Source organism: Lysinibacillus louembei, from assembly GCF_033880585.1.
Classification (GTDB): Bacteria; Bacillota; Bacilli; order Bacillales_A; family Planococcaceae; genus Metasolibacillus; species Metasolibacillus louembei.
Map to the genome: position 1 here is coordinate 891,834 of NZ_CP137624.1, position 12,215 is coordinate 904,048.

Annotated in this window: 18 protein-coding genes; 7 read left to right on the top strand and 11 right to left on the bottom strand. The window is 36.6% G+C overall.

Translation table 11 applies throughout. The annotated features are described in order from the left end of the window. The first annotated feature begins 239 nt into the window (after window positions 1-239). Complete coding sequence (locus R6U77_RS04310; RefSeq protein ID WP_293929492.1) at window positions 240-422, top strand: sodium:potassium antiporter; 183 nt, start codon at window positions 240-242, stop codon at window positions 420-422. Between the two features lie 213 nt (window positions 423-635). Here the strand turns inward: R6U77_RS04310 and R6U77_RS04315 are convergent, their stop codons facing one another. From R6U77_RS04315 to yabP, 4 genes are all read right to left on the bottom strand, one after another. Then, window positions 636-1,061 carry a S1 domain-containing RNA-binding protein gene (locus tag R6U77_RS04315; protein ID WP_107839005.1) on the bottom strand — a complete coding sequence of 142 codons (426 nt, stop codon included), beginning with the start codon at window positions 1,059-1,061 and terminating at the stop codon, window positions 636-638. Between the two features lie 225 nt (window positions 1,062-1,286). Then, window positions 1,287-1,703, bottom strand: a complete 417-nt coding sequence (locus tag R6U77_RS04320; protein ID WP_319837574.1) for an FtsB family cell division protein — start codon at window positions 1,701-1,703, stop codon at window positions 1,287-1,289. 50 nt (window positions 1,704-1,753) lie between these two features. Continuing rightward, window positions 1,754-2,212, bottom strand: a complete 459-nt coding sequence (yabQ, locus tag R6U77_RS04325; RefSeq protein WP_293929494.1) for a spore cortex biosynthesis protein YabQ — start codon at window positions 2,210-2,212, stop codon at window positions 1,754-1,756. Continuing rightward, entirely contained in the window at window positions 2,209-2,505 is a 297-nt protein-coding gene (yabP, locus tag R6U77_RS04330; protein WP_293929495.1) for a sporulation protein YabP, read from the bottom strand. Before yabP ends, yabQ begins: the two co-directional genes overlap by 4 nt. 253 nt (window positions 2,506-2,758) lie before the next feature. Between yabP and R6U77_RS04335 the strand changes: the two genes are divergently transcribed. Both R6U77_RS04335 and R6U77_RS04340 read left to right on the top strand, forming a co-directional pair. Further along, window positions 2,759-4,645 carry a sensor domain-containing phosphodiesterase gene (locus tag R6U77_RS04335; RefSeq protein ID WP_319837575.1) on the top strand — a complete coding sequence of 629 codons (1,887 nt, stop codon included), beginning with the start codon at window positions 2,759-2,761 and terminating at the stop codon, window positions 4,643-4,645. Continuing rightward, window positions 4,626-5,261 carry a pentapeptide repeat-containing protein gene (locus tag R6U77_RS04340; RefSeq protein WP_319837576.1) on the top strand — a complete coding sequence of 212 codons (636 nt, stop codon included), beginning with the start codon at window positions 4,626-4,628 and terminating at the stop codon, window positions 5,259-5,261. Before R6U77_RS04335 ends, R6U77_RS04340 begins: the two co-directional genes overlap by 20 nt. A 68-nt stretch (window positions 5,262-5,329) precedes the next feature. Here R6U77_RS04340 and R6U77_RS04345 read toward each other — a convergent pair whose 3' ends face one another. Continuing rightward, window positions 5,330-5,848, bottom strand: a complete 519-nt coding sequence (locus R6U77_RS04345; RefSeq protein ID WP_319837577.1) for a polymorphic toxin type 50 domain-containing protein — start codon at window positions 5,846-5,848, stop codon at window positions 5,330-5,332. 107 nt (window positions 5,849-5,955) lie between these two features. Here R6U77_RS04345 and R6U77_RS04350 point away from each other — a divergent pair, with 107 nt between their 5' ends. Continuing rightward, window positions 5,956-6,285, top strand: a complete 330-nt coding sequence (locus tag R6U77_RS04350) for a MafI2 family immunity protein (protein WP_319837578.1) — start codon at window positions 5,956-5,958, stop codon at window positions 6,283-6,285. Window positions 6,286-6,755: 470 nt separating this feature from the next. Here the strand turns inward: R6U77_RS04350 and R6U77_RS04355 are convergent, their stop codons facing one another. Beyond that, window positions 6,756-7,352 (bottom strand): TetR/AcrR family transcriptional regulator, encoded by a 597-nt coding sequence (locus tag R6U77_RS04355; protein ID WP_319837579.1) that lies wholly within the window; start codon window positions 7,350-7,352, stop codon window positions 6,756-6,758. 115 nt (window positions 7,353-7,467) lie between these two features. Here R6U77_RS04355 and R6U77_RS04360 point away from each other — a divergent pair, with 115 nt between their 5' ends. Genes R6U77_RS04360 through R6U77_RS04370 form a run of 3 tightly spaced genes read left to right on the top strand, consistent with a single transcriptional unit; the run spans window position 7,468 to window position 9,679 of the window. Then, window positions 7,468-8,196 (top strand): ABC transporter ATP-binding protein, encoded by a 729-nt coding sequence (locus R6U77_RS04360; protein WP_319837580.1) that lies wholly within the window; start codon window positions 7,468-7,470, stop codon window positions 8,194-8,196. Continuing rightward, window positions 8,193-9,203: an ABC transporter permease gene (locus tag R6U77_RS04365; protein WP_319837581.1), complete on the top strand. Its 1,011-nt coding sequence runs from the start codon at window positions 8,193-8,195 to the stop codon at window positions 9,201-9,203. The genes R6U77_RS04360 and R6U77_RS04365 overlap by 4 nt, the downstream gene beginning before the upstream one ends. Window positions 9,204-9,211: 8 nt before the next feature. Next, window positions 9,212-9,679, top strand: a complete 468-nt coding sequence (locus tag R6U77_RS04370; protein WP_319837582.1) for an HXXEE domain-containing protein — start codon at window positions 9,212-9,214, stop codon at window positions 9,677-9,679. Window positions 9,680-9,744: 65 nt separating this feature from the next. Here the strand turns inward: R6U77_RS04370 and R6U77_RS04375 are convergent, their stop codons facing one another. The 5 genes from R6U77_RS04375 to R6U77_RS04395 form a co-directional block, all read right to left on the bottom strand. After that, window positions 9,745-10,467, bottom strand: a complete 723-nt coding sequence (locus R6U77_RS04375; protein WP_319837583.1) for a DUF4184 family protein — start codon at window positions 10,465-10,467, stop codon at window positions 9,745-9,747. Between the two features lie 12 nt (window positions 10,468-10,479). After that, complete coding sequence (locus R6U77_RS04380; RefSeq protein WP_293929504.1) at window positions 10,480-10,875, bottom strand: hypothetical protein; 396 nt, start codon at window positions 10,873-10,875, stop codon at window positions 10,480-10,482. Window positions 10,876-10,890: 15 nt separating this feature from the next. Continuing rightward, window positions 10,891-11,511 carry an NUDIX hydrolase gene (locus tag R6U77_RS04385; protein WP_319837584.1) on the bottom strand — a complete coding sequence of 207 codons (621 nt, stop codon included), beginning with the start codon at window positions 11,509-11,511 and terminating at the stop codon, window positions 10,891-10,893. A gap of 232 nt (window positions 11,512-11,743) precedes the next feature. Then, window positions 11,744-11,920 carry a cysteine-rich CWC family protein gene (locus R6U77_RS04390; protein WP_293929506.1) on the bottom strand — a complete coding sequence of 59 codons (177 nt, stop codon included), beginning with the start codon at window positions 11,918-11,920 and terminating at the stop codon, window positions 11,744-11,746. 4 nt (window positions 11,921-11,924) lie between these two features. Next, entirely contained in the window at window positions 11,925-12,215 is a 291-nt protein-coding gene (locus tag R6U77_RS04395) for an RNA-binding S4 domain-containing protein (RefSeq protein WP_066165569.1), read from the bottom strand.

Below are 12,215 nucleotides of genomic sequence, written 5' to 3' on the forward strand. Positions count from 1 at the left end.
TAGCTTTTTTGCCATTATATAAAACTACAAGCGTAAAATTTGTCTGTTCATATAAGCAACTAGAAAAAATGTTTCGACGAATTTTTGGCAAATAGGAGAGAAAGTGAGGGATTTGGTGAATCATTCATCACATCCTCTGTCACAAAAAGGAAGGATATGTCCAATGAAGTTCTTATGTGAAAAAAATTTATGGATTGATTATACTTATATATAGTGACATAGATAGGAGTACATCAAGCATGACTAAAAACTTTACATATTTAGCGTTACTTTGCTCTTTCAGTATGCTATTAATTATCGGCGGCGTTTTGTTAGCAAAATTACCTGTTATCGTACAAATACTTATGATTAGCATCGGCTTAATTTTAGGGATTGTATGCTTCATCTCCCTTATTCGATTGCTAGTAACGCAAAACAAGTAGTAAAACGAAAAGGCTGTTCAACAAATTCGTTGAACAGCCCTTATATGTTACACCTTTTCTACGCCTGAAATAGCCAGTCAATTACGCCTCGGCGTAATTGCGTCCAGATTTTTTCAAGCAAGCCTGAGAAACGCCTCTTCAAAATCTGTGACATCCACCGTAGGCTTTATTTTTATTTAGTAAGTGCCTAAACGCTTGCTAAATGAAAACAAATTAACCTCGTCTAGCTCCACGGCCACCGCGTTTTGATTCTGTTGCACGTTTTAATGTTGTAAGACGCTCATCGCTATCCTTCAAGAAACGCGCCATTTTTTGCTCGAAAGTCTCTTTTGGTTGACGATCGTTGCGCTCGTTTGATCGATTATCGCGACGTGGACGTTGAGGACGCTCTGGTCGCTCTGGTTGAGGCTTCGCTTTGCGGATTGAAAGACCAATCTTACCGTCAGCTTCAACATTCATCACCTTGACTTCAACTGTATCTCCTACTTTTAGAAGCTCATTGATGTCTTTCACATAGTTGTCTGCCACTTCACTAATGTGTACTAAACCCGTTTTGCCATCTGGCAGCTCAACGAATGCTCCAAAATTTGTGATGCCTGTTACCTTACCTTGTAATTTGCTGCCTACTTCAATTGACATAAAAAAAATGCTCCTCCTTAAAAATTAAGCGACTTCAAAAGTCATGTACTAAGTATACTGAAACTTTTAAAAATTTAGACATATCTACACCGTATCATAATTGATAATCGTTTCTATTCTATTATAACGAACAGGATAGTTGTGTCAATAACGCGGTATTAAATCCAATCCATTTCATACCAAGAAAGGCGATCCATTATTTTGAATACGGATTCGCCCTTACGATTATTCATCGTCCTTTTCTTGTTGCTCATCTTTTGGAATTGTGAAAATGATTTCACCTTCCTCAGACATAAAATATTCTTTACGTGCTAGCTTTGCGATATACTCATCATCTTCCAGCTTTGCAATTTGCAACTTGAGCATGTCCTGCACTTCTTGAATTTGCTCAAGATCTGCAAGAACCTCTACTTTTTGCCCCTCCTTCACATGAAGGCGGTCATATTGCTTCATCAACATACTAGATAAACTAAAAATCACTACACCTGCTACAACTAAAAAAGCGAGCATTCTACGTCGTCTACGAATAAGCTGCTGCTTTGAATATTTGCTTTTTATATTATTTTCATTAGAACGAATATAATCATTATCTAATTGTCTCACTCTGTTAGGTGATGGTTCTTGATGATTTCTTTGCCCCATCCTCTTCACCTCACAATTTTGAATAGTACAGCCATTATACTTTGTCCAGACTATTTTTTAAAGCGGTATTTAGTCATTACTTTATACAGTTTCATGACAGGGGTAAAGAGAAACAAAACTATTGATCTAAATATACGCCAGCACACTAGGAAGAAACGACTAATAATATAAATAACCCAATAAATCGGGCGAATAAAAAGCAATACAAACAAACGACCAATAAATCGGAAAAAGCGCCTGAACAATTTATCGTATAGAAAAATACCAGCTAGCTGAAATAGTGGATCAACAGCGCGCCACTGCCCACCCTTTGTCACATATAAAAAATAAAATGTACAAAATCCAAGCGCAATCCATACGATAAGCTCTAGCATGACACCACATTGCCGAACCCACTGTCGCCTTGGTAAGCTACTCCATACCGCTCGAGTACTGTCAATCACGCAGCCTACAAATATACCACTTGCAAGCATGATGACAGCACTCATTAGCTGCGCTGAAATCGTCATCCGAATAATTTATGGATAAAGCCTTTTGCTGCACTTTCTTCTTCATCGTACTGCATAAGCTTCACGTTGCCTTCTAATGTAAGGAGACCCTTGTCCACGTCTAAATGCACGATGCGTAGCTCCTCACCTCGAATGAGCAAATGCCCTTGAGATGTATGGATGAAAAATTCCTCCTGATCAAAACGCTCAATTGCTTTTATTGATGTCATGTCCATTCGCTTGCGATTGCGAATCGTCACTATATGCTCGCCCGACGGAATTGTATAGCGATTACTTTCTTGATGTAATGTCATGTCCATCTCCTCCTTTTCGCTTCTGTCACACTTTATGCAAAAGAAAGTGAAAGCATGACTTGAATTATTTATGTAATTAATAAAAATGTGAAGGCAAGTATATTCAGAAAAAAATGATTAAAGTATAGACTTCAAAAAAATGTTTAGCTAAAAATACCTATTACCGATAAATAAACTTCCAAAAATCAAGGAGATTAATGCTATAATTAATTTACTAAATAACATTTATTGTGCGATAAGAGAGGTAAAATACATGAGTTACTCACTTGATTTTTCAATTGAAGAAGCAAACGAGCTATTACAGCAGCTTCATCAAACTCAGCAGCAATTTTTCTTTTCAGATAAAGAGTTATTAAAGCTATCAAGGCAATCCATTAAGCCTATTTTAGAAAAAACGTGTAAAAATATTGCCAAACTAATGAAATGTGAACGAGTGGAAGTTTGGCTGTTTAATGAGGAGCAAACACAGCTAACAATTGAAATGAGCTATGACAGCAAAGGTACCTCTCCCTTTTCTAATGTCACTCTTTTAAAGCATTATATTCCGACCTATTTTGAGGCAATTGTACATAAACGAACACTGGCTGTAGATAATATTGCAGTAGACCCCGTAATGGAGGGCTTACGTGAAAGCCTCTCGCTTGAATATTATCAATTTCAATCAATGCTCGATGCCTCCATTGTTTTAAATTGGGGCGTAGGTGGTGTCATTTGTTGTTTTTCTGAGCAGCAGCGCCATTGGACACCTGTTCATAGGCATGTACTGGCTTCAGTAGCAGATATGTTTGCTTTTATTTTTGATCGCTTGCACCGTCAAGAGGCAGAAAACTATATATACAAGCTAGCATTTACAGACACGCTGACAAATTTAAATAATGAACATGCATTTTATAAAAAAGTAGACCAATATTTAGCTCAAGATGAGCTCGGCATTTTCATTTATATGACGTTAGATCAATTTACAAATATCCGTAGTGTACTTGGCCATGAAGGTGGAGAAGAAGTGCTAGTAAACTTCGCACAGCGTCTATATTGCGCATTTCCTGAACCAGCAATCATCGCTCGCATTGGCTTCGATCATTTCGTCATATATGTACCGCTTGCGCATAAGGACAAGCCGTTCCTAAATAAAAAAATTACAAATGCCTTAAAAGAACCGATGATTATTAAAGGGCAGGAAGTCTATATAACATTTAGCTATGGCGCTGCTTATTATCCTGCTGATGTAGACAATGTCAAGGACGGCTTGCAGGTCGCGCAAATTGCACTTGAGCATGCACGAAAACAAAAATCTCGTAAAGCAATCGGATTTTATCAACCGTCAATGCACAAATCTATGAAAGAAAATCTTTTATCTGAAATGAACTTACAAAAAGGGCTCGACTTAAAGCAATTTCAATTATTTTATCAGCCGCAAGTGTGCTGTAAAACGGGGGAAATAGAAGGCTTTGAAGCATTGATTAGATGGCAGCACCCAGAGCGTGGGCTTATTCCTCCTATCAATTTTATTAACTTAGCTGAATCAACAGGGCTTATTAAATTAATTGGAGAATGGGTTATTCAAGAAGCGATTGCACAACTCAAAAAATGGCATGCTGAAGGCAAGGAGCATTTAAGCTTGTCCATTAATTTATCACCCGTGCATTTCCTTTCTGCTAACTTGCCTGCATATTTATTACAATGCACACAATCAGCTGGTATAGCACCACAAAGCTTGATATTAGAAATTACAGAAAATGTGGCGATTGAAGACCGCGATGCTGCAAGAAATCGAATGGCTGAGCTAAGAGCAATGGGCTTCCCCATTTCAATTGACGATTTTGGTACAGGCTACTCATCCTTTGCTTATTTGCAAAATCTCCCTGTCCAGCAAATTAAAATTGATCGCCAATTTATACGCCATATAAGCAAAAATGAAAACAGTGCTGCCATTGTCCAAACAATTGTCCAGCTTGGTAAAACATTGAATTTACAAACTGTGGCAGAGGGTGTTGAAACAAAAAAGGAATGGGATTTATTAAAGCAGTTTGGCTGTGATAGCATACAAGGTTTTTATTTCAGCAAGCCACTACCTGTAAATGAAATAGATCAACTTCTTCAAAATGCTGGAGGTTCTTATAATGAAAATCAATCTACCTAAACTTCCTTCTTCTTTAACTAAGAGGGATTTCTCAACTATTTTAAATGAGGAGTATCCTGAGCTTGAACGATGTGAAATTATTGATAGCTCCTTTATGAACGAGGAAGTCGAACGGGTTCGACTTGATCAAGTCGTATTAAAAAATTGCCAATTTAATTATACAAATTTCAGCCATATCCAATTAACCGATGTCCGCTTTGAAAATTGCGATTTATCCAACGTAAATTTTAGTAAATCCTCCATTCATCGCGTAGAGTTTATTAACTGTAAGCTATTAGGAAGCCAATTTCCTACATCTTCTTTAGGCAATGTTAAATTCGACAATTGCATTTTACATTTAGTTACATTTGACAGTGCAAAGCTAGAAAAGGTGATATTTAACGAGGCAGTTTTAACAAATTCGGACTTTTATGAGTGCAAATTTAAAGGAATTGAATACACTCGCTGCAATTTGAATGATGCCAATTTCGAGCAAACTTCATTGAAAGGCATCGACATTAGCTCATCGAATTTTGAAACATTGACGATTTCGATTGATAGTTTAAATGGTTGTAAAGTATCATCGTCACAAGCGGTTCAGCTTGCTTCGTTAATGGGGGTTATCATTGTAGATTAATAAAGAGGCTAACATTAGTAGTACAAATCCTGACTATGGTTTGTGCTACTAATGTTAGTATGTTTTATTTATGGAGCTGCTGGAACTATATGAGCTCCTGTATTTGAATAATGAATTATAGCGTTACGTGTTGGATATGCTGCTGGGGTTCCACTGCCATCATTTTTTATATAAATACCGATATATTCAGGAGCAGATATACGTTCTTTATACGCATCAACTCTTACTCCCATTCCAGCATTACGATAGAATAAAACCGTAGCATCATCAACAGTTCCCTGGAAAATGCTTCTTCCCGGAATATACTCAGGTGTATTAGGGATATGTTTCCTTTGTTTATTCACATTTATGTAACCTGGATAATTTATTCCATGAACATTCACTATTGACCCAGAAAAGTTAGTATTTTTAAGAGAAGGATTAACTTTAGAAAATGGTTGAACAATCACATTTTGTTCTAATGAAACATTTTCAATAACAGTTGTTTCTACATCAACTGTCTCCATATCACTTTGAGCAAATACTGAAGTTGAAAAAATTAGCAAAAACATTACTACAAAAGAAAATTTTACACTTATTTTTTTCATTTTATCCCTCCTAATCATAAATTTAATGTCATAATATCAAAAAAAGGTTATTTGAAAATAGCAGAAAAATAGTATATTATGAATTTTCGAAAAGGAGTGACTTAAAAATGGATATGTATGAAAAATACATTAAACATATTAAACCTAATACCAAACTTATCTTAAGTGCTCAGAAAGCCCTTTTTTGTGCTATTCCTAAAAATACAAAAGCAGTCTACGCAAAAATAGAAAATAATAACCACTTAATTTGGAAAGCTTTTTTTGATGAAGAACCATCAGAATTTGAGAAAGACATCTTAAGTACAGCTGCGACAGAAGTCTTAGCAGATTTTCCAGAAATCATATCAATTGATGAACAGTATATTTATCATCCATCCCCAATAAATTTCAAAAATGAACTTTATTACAATTGGCCATATACAAGACTAGAACAATAAAAAGTATACGTAGAAAAAATAAAACGATATAAATTAAAAGGTAGCAATGAAAATGGAGGTACCAACATACAATTGTGTGAAGCACGTCCAAGTAATTTTATACACATCAAGGTGATACGATAACAAAAATGGGCAGTGTCTGCTTCCTTTGAGGGATGGAACTATCGTAGACAATGTGAAGGTAGCTTGTTGAAAATTGAACATTACGTCGAGAGGTACGGATTCCGTCATAGTTATGCACACTAACATGGGTAATAAGAGATGACAGCAGAACAAAGACTATGTTTGAGTTGCCTTTTCTTATCTTGATACGTATATAAATAACAATATTCATCAAAATAAATTAAAGCCTCAATATATTTGTTGAATTATGGGTAATTACTAAAATTTAACAATTTCCATGTAGGACGTATAAAACTAGCCAATACGCGTTTTTGTAAACCCATTGCAGATTAATAAATATGGAGCTACTAATTGTAGCTCCACATCTCTCCTAAAAACTTCATTAGACGAAAATGAATCATTGAAAGCTTCTCCACACTTAACTGCTCATTCCCATTTGCTAGCCATTCTTGAATTACCCCTAAAACAGCTGAGGAAATAAAGGCACGTAAGTACTTAGAAAACTCCATATCCAGCTTATCCGCCTGTATCATGATTAAATTTTGCAAAATTTGCTCACTAAAAATATTTTTTACTCCAATACTAAAGACCGGACTCCCTTGCTCCCCTAACAGCACACGAAAAAATGTCGCCTGCTCTTTTATATAGTGAATAACCTCAACAAATGGTGGATACAATTGCCCTGCCTGTATCGTATGTGTAGCATCCAGCAAGCGAATTTTTTGCACACACTCTGCTAAGTGATGCAATAGCTCCTGCTGTATATCCTCCATTACTGCAAATTTATCTGTGTAATGTAAGTAAAATGTACCACGGTTAATTTTAGCTGTTAATGCTAACTCCTTTACTGTGACGCGCTCAAAGCCTACCATTTCAATTTGTGAAATAAGTGCATGTTTAATTGCTTGCTTCGTTTCAGAATTCATTTTTTCATGTACTGACATAAGACTCCTCCATTCACTGAACATATGCTTATAATCTGTTGATTGTATTTGTCAAAATGCTAACGTAAAATTCAAAGCATATCAACACGATGTTCAATGAAAGGGAGAAAAGATTATGGAGAACTATGCTATTTCATTAAATAATGTCGCCAAAAGCTTCCATCATAAACAGGTGATTGCACCGCTTTCCTTAACAATCCCAAAAGGTCAGCTCATCGGTTTACTTGGACCTTCAGGCTGCGGAAAAACAACGCTTATTAAAATGGTGATGGGGATGTTAAAGCCTGATAATGGGGAAATTCAAGCTTTAGGTTTGCAAGTACCACATCGCCAATTGCTGATAGATATCGGCTATATGGCACAGGCAGATGCACTCTATCTAGATTTAACTGGTGAAGAAAATCTACAGTTCTTTGCGAAGCTTTACAAGCTATCTAAGCAGGAGCGAGCAGAACGCGTTGCTTATGCCGCACAGCTTGTCCGTTTAACGGATGATTTACACAATAAAGTAGGCAATTATTCTGGCGGGATGAAGCGCAGATTATCTTTAGCGATTTCCCTGCTACAAAATCCGCCTTTATTGATTTTAGATGAGCCGACTGTTGGCATTGACCCTGTATTAAAAAAGGAAATTTGGTCAGAGCTTGTTCGCCTAAAAAATGATGAGCAAAAAACAATTTTAGTGACAACACATGCGATGGATGAAGCAGAGAAATGCGACCAATTAATTATGCTGCGGGATGGACATATTATTGCCAAAGGGACTCCTCAAGCATTGAAAGCTCATTACGAGGCTCAGGATTTCGATGAAGTATTTTTAAAGGCTGGAGGCGAGGTACTATGAGAATTGCTGCAATTGTGACACGAATTATACAACAAATGCGACGAGATCGCCGCACATTGGCACTCTTATTTCTTGCGCCATTGCTTGTCTTAACATTAATGTCCTTTATTTTTAACAGCAATGAAGCAAGCATCACTTTAGTTGTTTCTAATGACACAGCACCCTTAATTGACAATCTTGAGGAAACAGATTTTCATATTATTGAGCAAGATAATTTTTCAGTGCAGCAATTAAAGGAGCTGCAATATGATGGCTGGCTCAATATGGAGCAAGGAAATATCCAGCTCACTTTATTAAATGACAATCCATCTACTGCAAAAATGCTGACAGCCAAACTAGCTCAAATCATGCAGCCAACAGCGGCTCACACATTGTCAGCAGATTATGCTTATGGTGATAAAGATACAACAATTTTCGATACATTTAGCCCGATGCTTATTGGCTTTTTCGTCTTCTTTTTCGTTTTTTTAATTACTGGCATTGCGCTATTAAAAGAACGTACATCAGGAACATTGGAACGCCTATTAGCAACACCGATTAAGCGCTATGAAATTGTAGCAGGCTATATGATTGGCTACGGCTTGTTTGCCTTTTTACAAACAATTATTATCGTTTTATTTGGCATTTATGTATTGGATATTGTGCATGTTGGCTCGATTTGGCTTGTTTTATTAATCAATATTGTTGTAGCACTAGTCGCACTATCATTAGGAGCCCTCTTATCCAGCTTTGCAACATCCGAATTTCAAATGATGCAATTTATTCCGTTAGTTATTGTGCCGCAAATATTTTTCTCAGGCATTTTTCCGCTTGATAGCATGGCAAACTGGCTGCAAAATATCGGTCATATTATGCCCCTTTACTACGCGGCAGATGCGCTGAATGGCGTTATGTACAAGGGCTACGCATTGAGTGATATTGCTCTAAACTTAACTGTGCTTGCTAGCTTCGCCATTGTCTTTATTGCACTGACAATTGTTAGCCTGAAGAAATATCGGGTATTGTAGAAGCTATGTTGCTTATACTGCTTTTCTGTCTCGCTATTACATTGCACAATATTGAAGAAGCCATTTGGCTACCGAAATGGTCACAGCAGGCTTCAAAATACCAAAAGCCCGTCACACCAAACGAGTTTCGATTTGCTGTCATTGTCATTACATTTTTCGCTTATTTCTCTGCATTTAGCTTTAGCCATTTTCCACAGTCTAATTTGGCAAAATGGCTGTTCATCGGCTTTTTAGGCTCCATGATTCTCAATGCTATTTTCCCACATTTGATGGCAACTATTTTAATGAAAAGCTATGCACCTGGTCTTCTTACAGGCTTATTGCTCAATATACCAATCAATTCTCTCATTATTTATCAACTGTTTTCTAAAGGCTTGATTGTGTGGAGTGAGTTCTTCCTGTCCACATTAATTGTAGGTATTGCTTTATTAGCAATAATTCCTTTACTGTTTAAAATCGGCGAAAGATTATTTTAACAAGAAAACTAAAGTTATTTATGAGAAGGGACAGGAAACCTACCAAATATAAAGAAGCCAAGCAACTAGCTTGGTTTCTTTATATTCAAAAATATGCAAATCGTTAACACACTAACAAAAAATGAATCAATTACTCGCACTACCCATACACCATAGCTAGTAAATGGCATATAGGCAATCATGCCCCAAATTGCGGCATATACGAATGTTAAAACAGCTATCGCACCCCAAAAAGCAAATTTTCGTTTTAATGAAATCGTTGACTTATTTTTACTAACAGATGCTCTGTAACATACATAAATTAAAATAAGTGTCAGCCCTATAACGGTGCTGCCATGCTGTAAAAGCTTATAGAGTGGAATGGGTAAGCCATATGTTTCATTAAGCATCAGAAGCTGTTCAACCATAAAGCCGGTACGATGTGTAAATGCATCCCATACAACATGTGTTAGCATCCCTAGCAATGCTGAATAACAAAAAACAATAGATTTCCATGCTTTACTCCCTACTGTTTCACAATGAGTCGTATCCTGCAAAAAATTAGGCAAATGCGTTAAAATATTTTGCTGAACAAACTGACGATAAATCCAATACACACATATAACTAACGGAAGATTAAAGTAAAGAAAGCCTGCAAATGTATGCCCAATCTCCCCACCTGGTCGTCCTCTTAAAAAATATTCAAAATCTGGCGCCATGCTTCCTAGAACGAGTGCGGCAAAATGAACATAGCGACTCCTTCGAGAAAAAGGCAATATTGCTGCCGGGTGTGCAAATGTTAAAGGCATAGTTATAACTCCTTACTTAAGTAATACTTCAAAATACCTCAAAAACTGCTCATCGTTTACTATACGATAGCCGCGCGTGCTTTTGAATGGTACAACAATAATATTTGGCGCAACAAGATAAAGGGTATTTGAAGCATTCCAATTAATACGATACACAGTGTCCAATATGTCATAGGAGCTATTTTTTATTTTCTTCAGTTTTAAGTTTTCGATATATGTAGCTATTTCAGCCTGTTGTTCCTTTGTTACTGTAATGCTCTCAAAGCTTATACCTTCTACCTTTTCAACAGTAAACTTTGTCGAAATGCTCTCTACCTTTAATAAGCCTTTTACTGTATCTGTCTTAAAATACACAACCGATATTGCGATAACAAATACTAATAGGGTGATGGAAAGTAATTTTTTCAATACAAAACCTCCCTGTTATTCAATTATCTTTTTTAACTCCATTAAAACATTAGATATATAGGCATTAGTATGAGGTAAAAAATCACCTTTAGCTACTCGTCTATCTACTTCAACTTGTCTCAGCTTCTTATCTACTACGATACCTGTAGCGCAAATATTCTCTATTTTCCCAAACCATAACTGTTCAAATAACGCTAACTCTACCTTCATTATGCCTACGACTTCTTCCATTTGAAATGTGTAATTTAGCGGATTGGGTATGTTATAAAAAAATATATGTGCCAATTCCCTATCAATGATGATGTCTTGAATAATTTCATCCTGTATACACCCAATATAAATTAAATCCTCTAGTGCTAAATCTATGCCTAGCTCTTCATGCACTTCCCTAATACCATCTGCAACATTTTCCTCTGCATTGATATACCCTGCTGCTGTTATGTCTAACAGATTCGAATAATCCTTCTTTTCAGCACATCTCATTTGAAAATGAAGAAAATGTTTATCCTCCTCTTTGCTAATAAACCAACAATGGAATGTTTCGTGCCATAGTCCTTTGCTATGCACCTCTTCTCTTGTGGCTATCCCTGTATGCTTTCCATGATGATCAAAAACCTTTAATAATTCTGTGTCCATTTTCTCACCTCTACAAATTCGTCTTGTTGCGTATAAGACGATGCAACCATGTAGAGAGATACAATTTTGTTAGAGAAAGATGGAAAACCTGCTCAGATGCATATTTGAGCAGGTTTCATACACTTTATTTTTTTGCCTGAAAATCATAGGTATTATCTATCAATATTCCTCTACTCTAGTAGGCAATACGAGAAAAATATTGCACTTATTCGCTAGACATATGCCTACTTTTTCACATATTATGCTTCCTATACTCCTCCAAGCACTTCTCACAAATACAGCTTGTCGGATTTTCTGATAGCATTTCCTTTGGGAAATTTGCTGTCATGCACCAGCAGTCACCTTTTTGACTCGCAACACCACAATGATTGTTGCCGCCGCATAGCGGGCATTGTTTTTCATCTGCCATATGCTTAGTCCTCGTCGTCGATAAACTCTGGCTCGATTTTTTCTAGGCGCTCTTCCTTTAAAATCGTGAACATATTTGCTGCATCTTCCTTGCGAGCATTTTCGTTTAGCTGCTCAACGCGGGCTGTCACAATTTTTTGCCCGAAGCGGATTGCTAGCTCGTCACCAACCTTTACTGTGCTGCTTGCCTTCGCTACTTTGTCATTAATTGTAATACGCCCTTGTACTGCAACTTCCTTTGCTAGCGTACGGCGTTTAATTAATCTTGATACTTTTAAAAATTTATCTAATCGCAT

Bases quoted from the DNA above. Each gene is read 5' to 3' on its own strand.
- R6U77_RS04310 (WP_293929492.1), top strand. From the start codon at position 240: ATGACTAAAAACTTTACATATTTAGCGTTACTTTGCTCTTTCAGTATG.
- R6U77_RS04315 (WP_107839005.1), bottom strand. From the start codon at position 1,061: ATGTCAATTGAAGTAGGCAGCAAATTACAAGGTAAGGTAACAGGCATC.
- R6U77_RS04320 (WP_319837574.1), bottom strand. From the start codon at position 1,703: ATGGGGCAAAGAAATCATCAAGAACCATCACCTAACAGAGTGAGACAA.
- yabQ (WP_293929494.1), bottom strand. From the start codon at position 2,212: ATGACGATTTCAGCGCAGCTAATGAGTGCTGTCATCATGCTTGCAAGT.
- yabP (WP_293929495.1), bottom strand. From the start codon at position 2,505: ATGACATTACATCAAGAAAGTAATCGCTATACAATTCCGTCGGGCGAG.
- R6U77_RS04335 (WP_319837575.1), top strand. From the start codon at position 2,759: ATGAGTTACTCACTTGATTTTTCAATTGAAGAAGCAAACGAGCTATTA.
- R6U77_RS04340 (WP_319837576.1), top strand. From the start codon at position 4,626: ATGAAAATCAATCTACCTAAACTTCCTTCTTCTTTAACTAAGAGGGAT.
- R6U77_RS04345 (WP_319837577.1), bottom strand. From the start codon at position 5,848: ATGAAAAAAATAAGTGTAAAATTTTCTTTTGTAGTAATGTTTTTGCTA.
- R6U77_RS04350 (WP_319837578.1), top strand. From the start codon at position 5,956: ATGGATATGTATGAAAAATACATTAAACATATTAAACCTAATACCAAA.
- R6U77_RS04355 (WP_319837579.1), bottom strand. From the start codon at position 7,352: ATGTCAGTACATGAAAAAATGAATTCTGAAACGAAGCAAGCAATTAAA.
- R6U77_RS04360 (WP_319837580.1), top strand. From the start codon at position 7,468: ATGGAGAACTATGCTATTTCATTAAATAATGTCGCCAAAAGCTTCCAT.
- R6U77_RS04365 (WP_319837581.1), top strand. From the start codon at position 8,193: ATGAGAATTGCTGCAATTGTGACACGAATTATACAACAAATGCGACGA.
- R6U77_RS04375 (WP_319837583.1), bottom strand. From the start codon at position 10,467: ATGCCTTTAACATTTGCACACCCGGCAGCAATATTGCCTTTTTCTCGA.
- R6U77_RS04385 (WP_319837584.1), bottom strand. From the start codon at position 11,511: ATGGACACAGAATTATTAAAGGTTTTTGATCATCATGGAAAGCATACA.
- R6U77_RS04390 (WP_293929506.1), bottom strand. From the start codon at position 11,920: ATGGCAGATGAAAAACAATGCCCGCTATGCGGCGGCAACAATCATTGT.
- R6U77_RS04395 (WP_066165569.1), bottom strand. From the start codon at position 12,215: ATGCGATTAGATAAATTTTTAAAAGTATCAAGATTAATTAAACGCCGT.